Origin of the sequence: Vibrio sp. FF266, assembly GCF_041439695.1 — a bacterium.
GTDB classification, from domain to species: Bacteria; Pseudomonadota; Gammaproteobacteria; order Enterobacterales; family Vibrionaceae; genus Vibrio; species Vibrio tasmaniensis_A.
In genome coordinates, this window is record NZ_JBGOOO010000004.1 from 151764 (window position 1) to 168363 (window position 16600).

15 protein-coding genes are annotated in these 16600 nt (G+C 44.6%); 3 read left to right on the top strand and 12 right to left on the bottom strand.

Features of this window, described 5'->3' with window-relative positions; genetic code table 11:
• Positions 1-68 precede the first annotated feature (68 nt).
• The 3 genes from ACED59_RS05335 to sodB form a co-directional block, all read right to left on the bottom strand.
• Positions 69-752, bottom strand: a complete 684-nt coding sequence (locus tag ACED59_RS05335; protein WP_371704891.1) for an SDR family oxidoreductase — start codon at positions 750-752, stop codon at positions 69-71.
• Positions 753-1030: 278 nt separating this feature from the next.
• The gene (locus ACED59_RS05340) at positions 1031-1534 is read right to left on the bottom strand and encodes a VC2046/SO_2500 family protein (RefSeq protein ID WP_269146599.1); all 504 of its coding nucleotides are present in this window, start codon (positions 1532-1534) and stop codon (positions 1031-1033) included.
• Positions 1535-1781: 247 nt separating this feature from the next.
• Complete coding sequence (gene sodB, locus ACED59_RS05345) at positions 1782-2366, bottom strand: superoxide dismutase [Fe] (RefSeq protein WP_004734050.1); 585 nt, start codon at positions 2364-2366, stop codon at positions 1782-1784.
• 269 nt (positions 2367-2635) lie between these two features.
• On the opposite strand from sodB, the gene ACED59_RS05350 reads away from it, so the two are divergent.
• Positions 2636-2974 (top strand): Grx4 family monothiol glutaredoxin, encoded by a 339-nt coding sequence (locus ACED59_RS05350; RefSeq protein ID WP_009848715.1) that lies wholly within the window; start codon positions 2636-2638, stop codon positions 2972-2974.
• Between the two features lie 99 nt (positions 2975-3073).
• Complete coding sequence (locus ACED59_RS05355) at positions 3074-3703, top strand: DsbA family protein (protein WP_371704890.1); 630 nt, start codon at positions 3074-3076, stop codon at positions 3701-3703.
• A 42-nt stretch (positions 3704-3745) separates the two neighbouring features.
• Here the strand turns inward: ACED59_RS05355 and ACED59_RS05360 are convergent, their stop codons facing one another.
• From ACED59_RS05360 to rnt, 4 genes are all read right to left on the bottom strand, one after another.
• A complete protein-coding gene (locus tag ACED59_RS05360; protein ID WP_017098214.1) occupies positions 3746-8134 on the bottom strand; it encodes a transporter substrate-binding domain-containing protein in 4389 nt (1462 codons plus the stop codon).
• Between the two features lie 46 nt (positions 8135-8180).
• On the bottom strand, positions 8181-9524 hold the full coding sequence (locus tag ACED59_RS05365) for a response regulator (RefSeq protein ID WP_231847883.1): 1344 nt from the start codon (positions 9522-9524) through the stop codon (positions 8181-8183).
• 534 nt (positions 9525-10058) lie between these two features.
• Positions 10059-11384 (bottom strand): Na+/H+ antiporter family protein, encoded by a 1326-nt coding sequence (locus ACED59_RS05370; protein WP_012603527.1) that lies wholly within the window; start codon positions 11382-11384, stop codon positions 10059-10061.
• Between the two features lie 65 nt (positions 11385-11449).
• On the bottom strand, positions 11450-12094 hold the full coding sequence (gene rnt / locus ACED59_RS05375) for a ribonuclease T (RefSeq protein WP_029223957.1): 645 nt from the start codon (positions 12092-12094) through the stop codon (positions 11450-11452).
• A 188-nt stretch (positions 12095-12282) separates the two neighbouring features.
• On the opposite strand from rnt, the gene ACED59_RS05380 reads away from it, so the two are divergent.
• Entirely contained in the window at positions 12283-13164 is an 882-nt protein-coding gene (locus tag ACED59_RS05380; protein WP_012603529.1) for an OmpA family protein, read from the top strand.
• A gap of 98 nt (positions 13165-13262) precedes the next feature.
• Here ACED59_RS05380 and ACED59_RS05385 read toward each other — a convergent pair whose 3' ends face one another.
• The 5 genes from ACED59_RS05385 to rsxG form a co-directional block, all read right to left on the bottom strand.
• A complete protein-coding gene (locus tag ACED59_RS05385) occupies positions 13263-13697 on the bottom strand; it encodes a DUF2753 domain-containing protein (RefSeq protein ID WP_012603530.1) in 435 nt (144 codons plus the stop codon).
• Between the two features lie 189 nt (positions 13698-13886).
• Complete coding sequence (gene gloA, locus ACED59_RS05390; RefSeq protein WP_004734046.1) at positions 13887-14303, bottom strand: lactoylglutathione lyase; 417 nt, start codon at positions 14301-14303, stop codon at positions 13887-13889.
• Positions 14304-14429: 126 nt separating this feature from the next.
• Positions 14430-15065: an endonuclease III gene (gene nth, locus ACED59_RS05395; protein WP_010437137.1), complete on the bottom strand. Its 636-nt coding sequence runs from the start codon at positions 15063-15065 to the stop codon at positions 14430-14432.
• A 206-nt stretch (positions 15066-15271) separates the two neighbouring features.
• The gene (locus ACED59_RS05400) at positions 15272-15964 is read right to left on the bottom strand and encodes an electron transport complex subunit E (RefSeq protein ID WP_017088559.1); all 693 of its coding nucleotides are present in this window, start codon (positions 15962-15964) and stop codon (positions 15272-15274) included.
• The gene (gene rsxG / locus ACED59_RS05405) at positions 15964-16593 is read right to left on the bottom strand and encodes an electron transport complex subunit RsxG (RefSeq protein WP_017098008.1); all 630 of its coding nucleotides are present in this window, start codon (positions 16591-16593) and stop codon (positions 15964-15966) included. Before rsxG ends, ACED59_RS05400 begins: the two co-directional genes overlap by 1 nt.
• Between the last annotated feature and the right edge of the window lie 7 nt (positions 16594-16600).

The following is a 16600-nucleotide window of genomic DNA, read 5'->3' on the forward strand; positions in this document are numbered from 1 at the left end:
TCCTCCGCAGACGCTTACACCTCCGCAGACGCTTACACCTCCGCAGACGCTTACACCTCCGCAGACGCTTACACCTCTGCAGCTACAACCCGTCCGCTAAAGTAATCATTAGATACAATGTATTCCATTGTTCTGGTCAGTTCGTCTTGCAGTTGTGCCCAGTGACACCCATTGAGCTTGCCTTCGGAGTTATGAACGGCAGGGACAACACCGCCGACTCGAATACCAAATGGCGTCAGTTCTTTCGCCCAGCTATGGGTAAAGCCGGTAATCATGGAGTTTGCGCTCTCTAAGCCTGACACATCATGAAAGTCATCGTGAGATATCACATTCACAATTACGCCTTCTTTGTCTTGCTCTCGTAACCTCTCTGCACTGATTTGCCCAAATGCGAAAAGGGTCGATGCCATAGCAGACAGATCATTGATAAAGCTACTGACAGGCTGATCGCCAATTAGACTAGGCATTGGGGAACTTATCCAATTGTTGACCAGAACATCGGGTGTAGTGTTAAAGGTGGCTTGAATAAAATCAAATACGCTGAGGATAGCTTGGCTGTCATTCCCTTCGAGCGTGTAATGGTAAACAGAGTCGGAGAAGCGGGCACATTGTAAATAAGTCGCCTGAAGTGCTTTTGCGTCTTTATCACAAAGGATGACAGTGGCTCCAAGGTTAACAAAGTGATTCGCAATCGTTCCTCCCAATCGCGAGCCGGCAGATGTTACCAATATAATTGAGCTTTTTATTTCCATCCCAGTACCTAAGCAAATCGTCCATGTTGGATAAGGATGGGTTAAATTTCATACAGCGGGTGTGAATTGGCTCAAACTAAGGTGTACCCATTGATAACTTTTTATGAACTTTGTGGCAGGTCACATTTTGCAGTAACTTCAAGTGTTAACCGACATCTCCGGTTTTTATGATGACCAAAGGTGATGGTTCATATTGCCTACATCAATCATTCAAAAAGCAAGATCGAACAAAGAATAGTCGTGAATATTGAGTGAGAAAGAGGACGGCTAGGCAGCGGCTATACTTGCGCCTGAATCTGATATTGACGTTGAGCTGTCGACAGCTCGTTGTAGAGCGTCGCATTTGGTAAATCAGGTAACTGTTTACTTGCCAGTTTACGCCTGTCATGACCAGAAAGGTTTTGGTAAACCTCTTCGGGGAAGTCGGCTGTATCTTCTGGCATGAAAGCAAGTGCTTCAGGCTTCAAGTAGTGGCTTAGCTTGGCGCTGGCAAGGCTAGCTTGATGAAAGTGATTCGATTGTTGCGCTGAAATTTCATACGACGATTGGTTTGAACGCAGTTGTTGCGGTTCTGCTACGCCAAATTGCTTACGTAAGCGATCTTCAGTCGTTTCAGTGACGTCAATAGTGTCGATGGGAGTACAGTCGCGAACATCATTAGAAAACATAGATAACAGCAACGCAAAATCTGCACGGCGACCTTGCTCAACCGCTTGGCTGATCCCGATGCCGAACTTCAGTTCGTTGATGATTCCTGCTTTGTCTAAAGTATGTATTTGCATGCTGCCTCTCATTGGATACACCTTTAACGGCATGGAGTTGGCAAACTTTAGAGTTTAATTACAGGCAAATAACGAATTTATGTAGGGCGATTGAGAAAGGTAAGAATAGGTTGAAAAGTAGGCTTGATCTGCTAGTTCGTTTCGCAATGTTCGCATTGATTAGAATACGACAGATACAAAAAAGCTCACGCCGAGGCATGAGCTTTCAATAGATAACTCGCTATAAATAGCGCAGCGTAAGTAATAATTACTTAGCTAGGTTCTCTTCTACGAAAGACCAGTTTACTAGGTTCCAGAATGCAGCCATGTAGTCAGGGCGAACATTGCGGAAATCGATGTAGTAAGCGTGTTCCCATAGGTCAACAGTTAGAAGTGGAGTAACACCTTCTTCTGTTAGAGGAGTCGCAGCGTTAGAAGTGTTAACGATGTCTAGAGAACCGTCAGCTTTCTTAACTAACCAAGTCCAAGAAGAACCGAAGTTGTTGATTGCTGAATCAGTGAATTTCGCTTTGAATTCTTCGAAAGAACCGAATGCAGCGTTGATCGCTTCTGCAACCGCGCCTGTTGGTTCGCCGCCTGCTTTAGGAGCAAGACAGTGCCAGTAGAACGTGTGGTTCCAGATTTGAGCAGCGTTATTGAAAACACCACCAGTAGAAGTCTTAACGATTTCTTCTAGTGTTTTTCCTTCAAACTCAGTACCTGGGATAAGACCGTTTAGCTTAACAACGTAAGTGTTGTGGTGCTTACCGTGGTGGAAATCTAGCGTTTCTGCTGAGATGTGTGGTTCTAGCGCGTCTTTCGCGTAAGGAAGAGCCGGTAGTTCAAATGCCATTGCTCAATTCTCCATTGATATGAAAGAGTTAACTCTTTCGATTGCTTCCAGTGATATTATTATTCATGGCTCGCTATATTGCCAACCACGGTCAATTTGCTGACTTGCGATATAGTTTAGCAAGTTTTTACTTTATTAAAAGCTTAATTCATCACTTTTGTGTGAATTGTTAGCTTAACTGGTTAACCTCTTTTTTTATATGGTTTTTATTCTTTTGGTTTGGGGTAGAATAAAGGCAATGAAAGCCGTAATCCATTAACGAGGAAGCAATGGAAACTATCGATAAAATCAAACAGCAAATTGAAGAAAACACTATTCTACTGTACATGAAAGGTTCTCCTAAGCTACCTAGCTGTGGTTTCTCTTCTCAAGCGTCTCAAGCGCTAATGGCATGTGGTGAAAAATTTGCTTACGTAGATATCCTACAAAACCCTGATATCCGTGCAGAGCTTCCAGCTTACGCACAATGGCCAACGTTCCCACAACTTTGGGTTGAAGGTGAGCTAATCGGTGGTTGTGATATCATTCTTGAGATGTTCCAAAAGGGTGAGCTTCAGCCAATCGTTAAAGAAGCCGCTGCTAAAGTAGCTGGCGACGACGCTGAGTAAGCTTTAGGCCTTGGTGCTTAAATATTGAATGGAAGGGGCCTTAATTAGGCTCCTTTTTTCGTTTGAATGGTTCAACAAAGACTCGATAAGGAATGAACAATGAACGTAAAACTTCATTATGTGCATGATCCAATGTGCAGCTGGTGTTGGGGCTACAAGCCAACGCTTGAGTTATTAAAACAACAATTGCCAGCGAGCATTGAGTTTAGCTATGTAGTCGGTGGTTTGGCTCCGGATTCTGAAGAGCCGATGTCAGAAGAGATGAAAGGCAAGCTTCAAGCGATTTGGAAGCAGATTGGAGCTAAGCTGGGTACGGAATTTAATCATGAGTTTTGGACGGAATGCCAACCAGTTCGCAGCACTTACCCAGCGTGTCGTGCAGTGATCGCTGCTGGTTTTCAAGATCACTACGAAGCAATGCTTGAAGCGATCCAACACGCTTACTACCTTCGTGCGATGCTGCCTCATAGCCAAGAAACGCATTTGCAGTTAGCTCAAGAGCTAGGGATGAATGTACAACAGTTTGAAAATGACCTTTCTAGTAAGCTATTGGAAAGCGAGTTAGATGACCAGTTAGGTTTTAAAGAAGCGATGGGTGTGCATTCTTACCCAACCTTAATGCTTGAGGTAAACGGTATCTTTAGTGAAGTTGAATTGGATTACCATTCAACTGAAGCGACACTCAAGTCTATTCGCGAAATTCTAGTGAATAACGCTCCCGCTGCATAATCCAGCGAGAGCTGTCTGTATTGACGCAATAACCTCTAAGGCTTACTCATAAGAGTAAGCCTTTTCTTTTGTCTGACGTAGTTGGTTTATCTCCTCTGTAAACCGTTCGAATGTGTTAGTTGCTTCCGAGATTGATGCTTCAATTTCTGATTCGACTTGATCTAAGTCTGTGGCTTCGGTTACTAGGCCGTTTGCTTGTGCTTCAATGATTGCGAGCGGAGAAGCAATCGCGTCACATGCCACCATTTTAGCGGCACCTTTGAGTCGGTGTGATGTGGTTTTTAGTCCCTTATATTCCTTATTAGCCCACTGCGCTTTTATCTGTTCATTATCTGCAATAAAACTTGCGGCAAACTCGTCGAGTAAGGTCATCACCACATCGTGATCTTCAAATAGATCGTAGAGTGCGGTGTAGTCGATGATGGGGCTATTGGTCTCGTTGGGTGAATCTTGAGGGACAGTGGGGTCAACATCTTCGATTGTCTCTGAGTTGTTATTTTCTGCCGATTCCGCAAAGCTCTGTTCAATACCTTGGAACAGCATCGAAAACTCATTGGTTTCTTGAGCTGCCGGTAAAGTGTTTGACGAAGAGCTTGTGTCCTGATTTTGCGAGTCTGGCTTTTCTGCATCAGAAATATCGGTTTCAAGCGTCGGATCTAAATCGTGGATTGCGGGTAGCCATTTTTCAATGGTCAGCTTCATTTGCTTAATGGAAACAGGTTTAACTAGGAAATCATCCATGCCGTGTGCATAACAGTTGGCATCTTCACCCTGAACCGCATTCGCCGTCAACGCGACGATAGGCAACTTTTGAGTTTCTTGATTTAGTTCTTCATTGCGTTGTTCTATCTGACGAATGCTTGAGGCAAGCGTGTAACCGTCCATCTCCGGCATATGGCAATCGGTGAGAAGCAAACCATAACGTTTATTTTTTAAAGCATTCAGCGCTAGCACTCCGTTATCGAAAATATCAGCGTGGACACCAATACTCTCAAGCTGCTTGGCGATGACTTGCTGATTGATCGGGTGGTCTTCCGCAACAAGAATCAGTCGGCCATTACTCTCGGCTTGTTCGCGAGTCTCGATGGCGATAGGCGCTTTGGTTTCGTTGTCTAATGATGAGAGTAGATTGTTGTGACTGACGGGTTTCGTTAAAACATGAACAAGGTTATCGGGCAGCAGCGGATTTACCGACAAGCACCAAGAGTTACCTAAAGGCTCTGGTGAGAGCATTGGGTTTTGGTTGATTACGGTGAAGCGTGTTGAACCCGTATGCTGCTGAATCCAAGCATCGCTAATCGCCAGTTGTTGCCAAACCGACATCGCGACAAAGATGTGTTTGGGCTGATGTTTGACGACCATCTCTTTGAGTAAGTGCTTTTGATTAATGTGCAGAACTTTTGGTTCAAGATCGAAGTGTTTCAGATATCGACACAGCTCTTCTTGTTGCAGAACGTAGCCGACGACGTATACCTCGCTTGAGTGATTACCGACGTCTAGCTCAATAGAATTCTCACCCTCTGAAGGGAAAATCAGCGTTTGTCGTAGAGCCAAAGCGTTGCTTACTGCATGTTCAGGGGTACAAGTTGGGAGGGTGACGGTAACCGTAAAGTGGCTGCCTTTTCCTTCTTCACTCGACAGTTCTATGTTGCCATCCATCTGTTCTATCAATTTCAAAGCGATAGATAGTCCAAGCCCTGTGCCACCAAAACGGCGGCTAGTGGTTTTGTCGACTTGTTCAAAAGGTTGGAATAAGCTTTGTTGTCTGTCTTTCGGGATGCCGATGCCCGTGTCGGAAACCGTTAGGCTAATTTTCTGCTGATGTTCGTTCTGCTCAATCACATCAATATGCAATGAAATAGTGCCATGTTCGGTGAACTTAATCGCATTGTTAAGGAAATTGTTTAGAATCTGATGGAGTCGTATATCGTCTGCAAACAACCACTGAGCGAGGTTTGGGTCTTGCCAATAGTGGAAGGCTAAGCCTTTTTGCTGTGCATGAATGGATTGCGGTTGCACGATACGGGCAAGTACTTTGCCGAGCTCAATTTCGGTCGGGTTAAGATCCAGTTTTCCTGCTTCAATCTTGGAGTAATCGAGTACGTCATTAACGATGTGCAGTAAGTTCCGAGCCGACTGATTCAATCCACCGTGTAAGTTCAGTAACTCTTCACTCAGCTGATGTTCCTGCATTAATTCCAACAGCCCTAAGATCCCACTAATCGGGGTGCGAACCTCGTGGCTAATGGTCGCTAAGAATTGCGACTTTGCAGCCGTTGCACTTTCTGCTTTTTGGCGTGCGTTGTCTAAAGCTTGCTGTTGTTTTTTTAGTAGGGTGATGTCTGTTATCACCGTATTCCACTCAATGGTTTTGCTGTTCGATACTTGGCTATTAAATTTCACCCATTTAGTTTGACCTGATTCTAACTGCATTCGCTGTTCATTTTCCCAATGCCCGGTTTCAATAGCTTCGAGCATACTGGTTTCAAACAGGGGCAAGTCATCCTCTGCGATCAGATCAAACAGACGTTGAGGGTGCTCTTTTACGTTATCCACGGATAAGCCGAACATATCGCTTACACCTGCACTGACAAAGCTAAACCGGATATCTAAAGGCTGTCGAGGGTGCGTTTGAATATGTTTAAGCACGACCCCATCAATGTTGTCGGCCAGCGTTTGCAAGTGGGCTTCTGCTGCTTTTGCTCTCTGCTCGGCGATCTTTCGCTGCTCGATTTCAGCCGCCATTTTTCGGTTCCAAAATACGATCACGAAAATGACCACAAAGATCCCAAGCCCGATGATCACCGACCATTTAGCGACTTCGCGTGGTGATAAGCCTTCTTGGTATTCATAGGTTAACCATTTGTTTTCCAAGCGCGCTAATTCATTGGCAGGCAGTGCTCCAATGGTTTTGTTGAGAATACTCAACAGCATGGGGTGGCGGAAGTTCACTGCGAGAGCTAGTGGTGCGCTGTTTTGCTCATTAATGGTGCCAGTGATTTTGAATTGTCCTACATAGTCTTGATGCAATAAAGGTGCAGCATGATGAAGTGAAGCAAGCGCGAAACTGATGTCGTCTTTCTGTAATGCTTGGAAAGCGCTGACGTGATTGATGTAAGGGACGGCTAGGCAAGTAAGGCAGAGAGAAGGTAGAACCGTTGAACCTCCAGAATTTTCAATCACACCAACAGCTGCGGTGCCACTTGGCGCAAAGTTGCCGAAGCGATCAGAGCGACTCAATAACACCCAAGGTTCAAAACTGTAAGCTTGAGTGAAGTCCATGTATCGGGCTTTATCTGTGCTTGGTGTGATGTTGGTTAGCACCATTGTCTCACCATTATTGAACGCGACCTCGGCCGCTTCTGGTGTTAGGTAAGTGGTACTTTCGAATGATACGCCAAGCACATTACTTATTAGGTTTAAGATGTCAGCAGATAAGCCTGAGTGTTGCTGTTGCTCATTGGTAAAGTCGTAAGGGTACCAATTGGAGTGTGTGCCTACGGGGATGGAAGGGTTGCTGTCGAGCCAGTTCTTTTCATCTTGGGTTAAATTCAATGTTCCATAGTTCAGCAGCATCGAATGTTGCGATGGAGCAAGCCATTGATTATAAAAAGATTGTAGTGAGTCTTCCTTAATGTCCTGTAAAGCGAAATTGATTCGGCTAAGCAATCTGTGCTTTCCTTTTTTGACGGCGAAATGCAAGTGATCTGCGGGAAGGTCAGGAAGAACTGATAGTGTGAGTGAGTCTCGAGGCTGTTCTCGTAATAACGCAGAAAGTGCAAGCGCATCGCCAATGTACGCATCCACGCTATCCTCCTGAATTGCCGTGAATGCCGCTTGCGTACTGTCTAATGTTGTAATTTGACTATCAGGAAGCAGGCTAGGAAGAAGATCATTGAGCGCAAACCCTTTCTCCAATGCTAGGTTGGCGGTTGCCAACGCACCTAAATCGTTTATTTTTCTATTTCGGGTAATCACCGCTCGTCTTATGGAAAATATCGGCTCACTAAAAGTCATGTAATTATGGCGGTCCTTGGTCGAAGAGACACCGACTAACAGATCTAATTCACCTCTTTCGAATGCACTCAGTACATCACTAAATGTTGAATACAACTTAATCTGATATTGGAAACCTGCATTTACCGCTACCTGATCCAACATACTGATGAGTAGCCCTTCAGAAACAGTGTTGCCTGAGGGAGTCTTATGTTGATAGCTGTAGGGGACCATGTCGTAAGAAGGGAGACCAACCCGCAATATGACTTGGTCTTTCGATGAGTTCTCTGTTTTGCTTGCTAAGGAGCTAGCGGGTGATGTGTTCCCTGGTGGGGTGTTTTCGGCAAAGGTGAGCAGTGGCCACATCAACAGTGAAAGACAACTCAATAAAAAGGCGACACACCACGTTTTCATTTTTGAAGCGCTGTTTTGCATAAAGACATCCTGTCGTTTGCTTGCTGATTTTAGAGTATCGCCATGCTTAACTAACGGCAGCCAAAGGGGCTTTAGTTAGTGTGGGGAGTGAAAAATTATCAGCTTGCTGCAATGCCATACGTTGAAGTAGAGCAAGGTTCGTGTGATCCGCTTTTAAATGAACGTCAATTTGGCGCTTTATTTGAACGACTTTGTCTTGTAATCCTAAGGCTTGATAACACAGCGCCAACAAGAAGAACGCGTCGACATCATTGCCTGAAAACTCGTTTATCGAAATACTCTCAATACACTCTGTCGCAACCTCATGTTGATCGAGTTGAATCAGCTGTAAGGTACGACAAAGCTTTAGAAGCGGCTTGCTCAATGCGTAAGACTTTTCAGAGTGAGAAAGCCTCTGCCAAGTCGCTTCAGGTTTCCAAAGTGTTAGTTCTTCGTGGGTGAGCGCCAAACTATCCGCCCATAAGATGAGTGCTCGCTTACCTGTAGAATCCCAAATTGAGTGAGGAATGAGTTGTGCGAGAGATTTGAGATGTTGGGTCGCTTGTGTGACATTTTTATCTAGCAACTGCAGCCAGACCATGGTGTTGGTTAACTCAATATTACTGCTGTTCACGGTGAGTACTTGGTCAATCAGTTCGCTCGCGGATTCGAAATCACTTGTATTGAGACAGATCTTGACCTTAAGTTGCTGAAGCTTGATATTGCGAGGGTTGCTTTCTATTAGGCCATCGATTTGACGGAGTGCGTCGTGATAGTGCTGCTTGAGGATATGTATTTCAATGAGCTTAACTTTAGCGGGCAGGTAATCATGGAGCTGCAAAAGCCCATTCAACATGGCTTGTGCGTCATCGAGTTGTTGGTTTTTTATCAGAATATTCGCCATATAAATAATGGCATCTTTCAGTGTCGACGGGTCAGGGGCTTTGCCAAAGAGTGGCTTTACCGCATTGAGGCCATTCTTTAAAAAGGCCTGCTCTAATGTCGAAAAGTATTGCTGCCGAGAGAGTGCGGATGTGACTCTTTTTATGATGTCATCTGCACGTATTGGCTTAATCAAGTAACCATCGGGTTCTAAGTTAGCATAGCCAAAGAAGGTATCTTGGCTGTCATTGCCAGTGACGATAAAGACGATCGTTTGTGGCCGGATTAATTCTTTTTGCTGCAAGAACTCAAGCAACTGCAAGCCATTGCTTCCTGAGCCTAAATCGTGGTCAATTAATAAGATGTCGAATCGATGTGCGCGACAAGCCTCAATCGCGTTTTGTGCATTGGATGCGCTGATCACATTGTTGTTAGGCACGCCTAACTTGATAAGTAGTGCGCGGGTAGCACTTTGAATGACGCTGCTGTCATCAACGATGAGGTAGCGCGATCGGGCGAGTATATCCATATAGTAGCCTTCTGACGTATTGAGCCTTGCCACTTTGTCGTCTATGAATTAGCGGCTTATTTATTAAACACTTAAGTGTAGGAGTGAATTCAATGAATAGCCATAAGTTGCACATCAATACGTACGGAATAATGTATAGGGAGTAATGTTGGTTCAGAAGGTTAGCGTGTTTCTAAAGTTAGAAATAAAAGGGGAAAGAGGTTAGGATCTGTTGACCTTTCGCGGTTAAATTTTGTTCGGCTAGAATCGTTTTAGGCGCGGCAAGGAGTATGTAGCCTAGTCACTCTAAGTAAATACTTCTTAACAAAGCATAAAAGCATAAAACGATTCTAGCCGAACCCTTCGGGCAGCCTTTGTGGTTCATTTCTACTGCGTTATCGGCTTCTCATGTAGGCTAACTACACTTCAAAGCCTCTGCCTTGTAGCCATTTCCCACAAAGCGCTGCAAAAATCAGCTCGAAAGGTCAACAGACCCTATATACAAAAAAGACCGCACGAGGCGGTCTTTATAAAAGTTAGCGTAGGACTCTTTAACTACAGAACCATGGCTGCAATCCAACCGAATACGATCAGTGGGATGTTGTAGTGTAGGAACGTCGGTACTACGGTTTCCCATACGTGCTCGTGTTGACCATCAGCATTAAGACCCGATGTTGGACCTAAGGTTGAGTCAGAAGCTGGAGAGCCAGCATCACCAAGCGCTGCCGCTGTACCTACTAGAGCGATCGTTGCCATAGGTGAGAAACCAAATGCTGCTGCTAGTGGAACGTAGATAGTTGCAAGAATTGGAATCGTAGAGAACGAAGAACCAATACCCATAGTTACCAATAGACCAACAATTAGCATAAGCAGTGCCGCTAGAGGCTTGTTGTCACCGATGCTGGTTGAAAGCGCTTCAACCAAAGATTCAACGCCACCAGTTTGCTTCATTACCGCTGCAAAACCTGCCGCTGCAATCATGATGAAACCGATCATTGCCATCATGTGAACGCCCTTAGTGAAGACATCGTGTGTCTCTTTCCAAGCGATTACACCACCGAAGGTGAATACCATGAAACCAGCCAAAGCACCGATGATCATAGAACCTGTCGATAGTTGAACCGTTAGTGCAGCAACAATACCCGCAGCAGCCACTAGGATGTGCTTCTTGTTGATCTCTTTCACTTCGGTTGAAACAACAGTATGAGACGTTTCTTTGTATTGGCGAGGCTTACGGTAAGTAAAGAATACTGCCGTAAGAAGACCAAAGATCATGCCTGCAGCCGGTAACAACATCGCCATTGGTACTTGGCTTGCTACTACGTTTTCAAGACCGTTGTCGTGAAGGTTTTTAAGCAGGATGTTGTTTAGGAAGATGCCACCAAAACCGATAGGTAGAACCATATACGGAGTAATCAGGCCAAAAGTAAGTACACACGCAACCAGACGACGGTCTAGGTTCATTTTTGCGAATACGCCTAATAGAGGTGGGATTAAAATTGGGATGAAGGCGATATGCACAGGAATCACGTTTTGCGAAGACATGGTCACTAAGATCAAAGACGCAAGGATGCCATATTTTAGACCATTAGATGCCGCACTGTTCTCTTTGCCGTGAATGCGCTTAATGACGCTTTGAGCAAGTAGATCTGTGATACCAGAACGAGAGATAGCAACAGCAAAGGTACCAAGCATTGCGTAGCTAAGTGCGATAGTTGCACCGCCACCTAATCCACTTTCGAACGCTGCTACAGCATCGTTCACACTCATACCAGAGGCTACGCCACCGATAATTGCGCTGAACGTGAGAGCCACGACAACGTTTACGCGCATCAAAGCTAAAACAAGCATGATGCAAACTGAAATTACAACAGGATTCATATTATTCTCGGGATGTTGTGTTTTTTATGAAGGCAATACGAGTGAACGTTTACCGACTCTATTTGTTATTCTTCGTCAACAAGAGGCCAACCACCAAGGGCTTTCCATTTGTTTACTATGCCGCAAAATAACTCTGTGGTTTTTTGCGTATCATACAAAGCAGAGTGTGCTTCTTTGTTGTCAAATTCCATCCCCGCAGTGCGGCAAGCTTTAGCCAAAACGGTTTGACCGTAGGCAAGACCACTAAGGGCTGCGGTGTCAAAAGTTGCAAATGGATGGAAAGGGACGCGTTTAAGCTTACAACGCTCACTTGCTGCATTAACGAAGTTTAAATCGAACGTAGCATTGTGAGCGACCATGATTGCGCGATTGCAATCTGAAGCTTTTTGTTCTTTTCTCACAAGCTTGTAGATTTCTTTAAGGGCTTCTTGTTCCGACACAGCACCACGTAATGGGCTAAATGGGTCTTTAATTCCGTTAAAGTCTAATGCTGCCTGCTCTATATTTGCGCCTTCAAAAGGCTCAATGTGAAAATGAAGCGTTGATGCAGGGTGCAGATCTCCGTTCTCATCCATTCTTAGTGTAATGGCACAGATTTCTAATAATGCATCGGTTTCAGCGTTAAACCCTGCGGTTTCCACGTCGATGACCACTGGGAAATAGCCACGAAAGCGTTTTTTAAGGGTCAGAGCTTCGTTTTCTACAGTCATGTTAGCCCAAATATGTGTGATTAAGGCAGCATTATTGCAGATAATAGCAGTGATAAAAACTAGGGAAGGGCAATAAATCATAAATTAGCCGACCTATTTCGGCTTGATAATTGCATATTCAAACGTGATGGAAAAATGCGGCAATTGGCTGCATTGTTAAACGAATTGCTTAAGAGATACTCCACTTTATGAAGAAACAACTCATAACAGGTTCAATGCTATTTTCGCTACTTATGTCGTCATCGGTATTGGCACAAGAAAAGCGTTACGGAGCATCTCCTCTACAGTCGACGTGGGAGATGGTGGCTAACACGCCACTAGAATGTCGCTTGGTTCACCCTATCCCCAACTTCGGTGATGCTGAGTTTTCATCTCGCGCGAGTAAAAAAATCATTTTGGATTTTGAGCTTAAAATGCGTCGCCCAATGGGTGCGACACGCAATGTAAGCTTGATCTCTATGCCGCCAGCTTGGCGTCCGGGCGAAAGTGCTGACCGCATGACGACCATTAAGTTCTTCCAACAATTTGATGGCTATGTTGGTGGTCAAACCGCTTGGGGTATTTTGAGTGAGTTGGAGAAAGGGCGTTACCCGACATTCAGCTATCAAGAGTGGCAGAGCCGAGATCAGCGAATCGAAGTTGCACTATCATCGGTATTATTCCAAGAGAAGTACAATGTGTTCAGTGACTGTATCGCCAACTTATTGCCTTACAGCTTCGAAGATATCTCTTTTACTATCTTGCACTACGATCGTAACAGCGATCAGTTGAATAAGTCTTCACGTAAGAGACTCAGCCAGATTGCCGACTATGTTCGCTATAACCAAGACATCGACCTTGTGCTGGTGGCTACATACACCGATTCCGTCGATAGCAAAGGTATTAGCCAGAATCTTTCAGAGCGCAGAGCGGAATCATTAAGAGAGTACTTTAAATCTCTAGGCTTGCCAGAAGACCGTATTCAAGTACAAGGTTATGGTAAGCGTCGTCCAATTGCTGACAACAACTCGCCAATTGGTAAAGACAAAAACCGACGTGTTGTTATCTCTTTAGGTCGCACACAGGTGTAATCTGAACAATAGCTCGTTTTGAAATGACAAAGCCCGCCTTCACTGATGACGGGCTTTTTTATATTTTAAATTTGAGTCGTTGTTTAAACGTAATTTGTTTAGTTCAAGCGGAAGCGGGCGATCATTTCACAGTTGGTCGCGGTATCGATCTTTTCCACCATAGAAGCAATTTTAGGGTTGGGATGGCGTTTCATGAAATCGATAAGGGCTTTCTTACAGCAACCAATTGAGTCAATGAAGCTTGAACATTGCGTATTGGGACATTGCGGGATCAGTGTCAGTACTTTTTCTGAAGCCAATTGGAGATACTTGAGTTCATATTCAGTATCGCCGGCCCATCGCCAAAACTGAGCGAGGTTGTGACAAGAAATCACAGAGATAAGTAAGCGCTCGTCCGCTTGGATATCGGTACGTTCAGTAATTTTTTCGCTTAAACTCAATGCTTGCTGATAGTGAAGAATACTTTGTACAGGATCGTCGAGCTGCAATGCCGTATCGGCAAGTAACGTGTGTTTTTCCCATTCGCTAATCATTGTGTTACCTCACTAATCAATAGGGGACTTAATTTAAATGATAATTATTATCATGTAAAGTTTCATCAGTGAGAATGTTGTAATAATTAGTAAAGAATATCGATTATTAATAGAGCTACAAAAAAAGCGAGCTTTATGCTCGCTTATAGTGTTTATTCCATAGCCAAATATTGCAGAGGCTACGAAGGGTTAACCTTCTAGACCAGCACTTGCTTGTTTGTTCTGAATAAGCTCAATCATGTAGCCGTCAGGATCTTTAACGAATGCGATGTGTGTAGAGCCGCCTTTTACTGGGCCAGCTTCACGTGTCACATTACCGCCTGCCGCTTTAATCGCATCACACGTTGTGTAGATGTCATCAACACCGATAGCAACGTGACCAAACGCAGAACCAAGGTCATATTCAGTCGTACCCCAGTTGTAAGTCAGCTCAATTACAGCACCTTGAGATTCGTCACCAAAGCCAACGAAAGCCAGCGTGTATTCGTACTCTTTGTTTTCGTTCTTACGTAATAGCTGCATGCCCATTACATTGGTGTAGAACTCGATAGACTTGTCTAGATCACCAACGCGTAGCATGGTGTGTAAAATACGACCGTTTGACATGATTTGCTCCTAGCTTTAACTATGTATACGTTTTTGTAATTCTGTTTTATGCCGCTAGAAAAACGCGGCGCTGTTTAGCCAATAGGCAAGTTAGCTTCTTTCGCTTAGGGCTAACAGCTTATGATCCTAAACGTCCGTTTTCTCTTTGAACTCACACAAGTCTTCAATGATACAGCTGCCACAGCGTGGTTTACGCGCGACACAGGTGTAACGTCCATGAAGAATGAGCCAATGGTGGACATCCAGTTTGAATTCTTTGGGAATGACTTTGAGCAGCTTTGCTTCAACATCGTCGACCGTTTTACCCATCGCTAACTTGGTGCGGTTTGATACACGGTAGATGTGAGTATCAACGGCAATGGTTGGCCAACCGAATGCAGTATTTAACACTACGTTTGCTGTTTTGCGGCCTACACCTGGAAGGGCTTCTAACGCAGCGCGATCTTCTGGTACTTCACCATTATGTAGGTCAAGCAGCATACGACACGTTTTGATGGTGTTTTCTGCTTTCGAATTAAATAGGCCGATGGTCTTGATGTACTCTTTTAGGCCGTCGACACCTAGGTCAAAAATAGCCTGTGGAGTATTAGCCACAGGGTACAGCTTATCAGTGGCTTTGTTGACACTGACATCGGTTGCCTGCGCAGATAAGAGCACTGCGATCAGCAACTCGAAAGGGCTGTTCCAGTTAAGCTCGGTTTCTGGCTTTGGATTGTTTTCTCTTAAACGCTCAAGTATTTCTACTCGTTTTACATTGTTCATAGCGACATTACTTTCAAATAGTTAGGGCTTGAGTTCCGGCGAAGTTCTTTCAAACTTACTCGTTTTAAAATAACAAGTTCCGCAATGGTTCAGGCTTTATCATCGGTTACGCGCTCTTATGAGCGTCATTATTATGTGTGCTTGGTCAATCTATTTACCTGCTGAGCGGTTGAGCTACTCAGCAGGATTTAAGCTACTGTAACTTATCAGGCATTGGTAACGCGAGCGCGTTCAATAGCTGGTTTTTCTTGTTTTGGCTGTCTAGATTTAGCTTGGTTGTCGATGATGTTTTTCAAAGCAATCAAGAAACCAACACCAATAAAGGCACCGGGTGGTAGCAAGGCTAACAAGAAGCTGTTATCAAATTGGAATATTTGGATTCGTAATACCGAAGCCCAATCACCAAGGAGCAGGTCTGCGCCATCAAATAGGGTGCCGTTACCAATAACCTCGCGCATCGCACCCAATACAACCAGTACCGATGTCATGCCAAGGCCCATCCAGAAACCATCTTGTGCTGCAGGAAGCACTTCATTTTTAGACGCGAAGGCTTCAGCTCGGCCAATGATGATACAGTTGGTTACGATCAGTGGGATAAAGATACCCAAAGAGAGGTAAAGGCCATATGCGTAAGCGTTCATCAGAAGTTGAACACAGGTTACTAGTGAAGCAATGATCATCACGAATACTGGAATACGCACTTCTTTTGGCACATGGTTTCGAACTAGAGAAACAGACACGTTCGACCCGACTAATACAAGCAAGGTAGCGATACCTAATCCAAGAGCGTTAGTCACAGTCGAAGAGACAGCCAACAGCGGACATAAGCCAAGGAGTTGCACTAGGGCAGGGTTATTGGCCCACATGCCATTTTTAATTAGTGTTTTATGGTCACTCATTATTCACCACCACAATTTAGAGGTTGAGCAAGCAATGCTTGGTTGTTTTGGTTAACGTACTGCACCGCTTGCTTCACTGACTTCACGACAGCTCTTGGCGTAATGGTTGCGCCAGTGAACTGGTCAAAGTCACCACCATCTTTACGAACCTTCCAACGGTCAAGATTAGAATCCGTCACTTGCTTACCGGCAAATGAGAGAATCCAATCACTCACACGAAGATCAATTTTATCACCCAATCCCGGTGTTTCTTGGTGGGAAAGAACGCGAGTACCTAAAATGGTACCGTCGATTTTCATCCCAACAATGACCTTAATCGCGCCGTTGTAGCCATCGGGTGCAATCGCTTCGATCGCAATCGCACTTGGCTCACCATTGAGTTTAGCAATGTAAGCTGGCATCGCTTGTTCAGTGCCTAGCTCTTCGGCTTGAACCAGAGTACAGGCTGAAAACAGTTCATTATCGTGCAGATCGTGCGGGATCACTTGGTTAAGCACGGACAGTAACTGAGCCTGTTCTTGCTGTTTAATCTGATCTTTGGTCAGGTAGTGAGTTACCGCGACCAAACCTGTCGAAGCACACGCAAAAATCGCGAGTACAAGGCCGTTTTTCTTAATTGCATTTAGCATGGTATCC

What these genes read in the sequence shown, in the direction of transcription:
- ACED59_RS05360 (WP_017098214.1), bottom strand. Translation starts at nt 8,134, where the DNA reads ATGCAAAACAGCGCTTCAAAAATGAAAACGTGGTGTGTCGCCTTTTTA.
- ACED59_RS05385 (WP_012603530.1), bottom strand. Translation starts at nt 13,697, where the DNA reads ATGATTAGCGAATGGGAAAAACACACGTTACTTGCCGATACGGCATTG.
- ACED59_RS05365 (WP_231847883.1), bottom strand. Translation starts at nt 9,524, where the DNA reads ATGGATATACTCGCCCGATCGCGCTACCTCATCGTTGATGACAGCAGC.
- nth (WP_010437137.1), bottom strand. Translation starts at nt 15,065, where the DNA reads ATGAACAATGTAAAACGAGTAGAAATACTTGAGCGTTTAAGAGAAAAC.
- gloA (WP_004734046.1), bottom strand. Translation starts at nt 14,303, where the DNA reads ATGTCAAACGGTCGTATTTTACACACCATGCTACGCGTTGGTGATCTA.
- ACED59_RS05340 (WP_269146599.1), bottom strand. Translation starts at nt 1,534, where the DNA reads ATGCAAATACATACTTTAGACAAAGCAGGAATCATCAACGAACTGAAG.
- ACED59_RS05335 (WP_371704891.1), bottom strand. Translation starts at nt 752, where the DNA reads ATGGAAATAAAAAGCTCAATTATATTGGTAACATCTGCCGGCTCGCGA.
- ACED59_RS05370 (WP_012603527.1), bottom strand. Translation starts at nt 11,384, where the DNA reads ATGAATCCTGTTGTAATTTCAGTTTGCATCATGCTTGTTTTAGCTTTG.
- ACED59_RS05350 (WP_009848715.1), top strand. Translation starts at nt 2,636, where the DNA reads ATGGAAACTATCGATAAAATCAAACAGCAAATTGAAGAAAACACTATT.
- ACED59_RS05380 (WP_012603529.1), top strand. Translation starts at nt 12,283, where the DNA reads ATGAAGAAACAACTCATAACAGGTTCAATGCTATTTTCGCTACTTATG.
- rsxG (WP_017098008.1), bottom strand. Translation starts at nt 16,593, where the DNA reads ATGCTAAATGCAATTAAGAAAAACGGCCTTGTACTCGCGATTTTTGCG.
- ACED59_RS05400 (WP_017088559.1), bottom strand. Translation starts at nt 15,964, where the DNA reads ATGAGTGACCATAAAACACTAATTAAAAATGGCATGTGGGCCAATAAC.
- sodB (WP_004734050.1), bottom strand. Translation starts at nt 2,366, where the DNA reads ATGGCATTTGAACTACCGGCTCTTCCTTACGCGAAAGACGCGCTAGAA.
- ACED59_RS05355 (WP_371704890.1), top strand. Translation starts at nt 3,074, where the DNA reads ATGAACGTAAAACTTCATTATGTGCATGATCCAATGTGCAGCTGGTGT.
- rnt (WP_029223957.1), bottom strand. Translation starts at nt 12,094, where the DNA reads ATGACTGTAGAAAACGAAGCTCTGACCCTTAAAAAACGCTTTCGTGGC.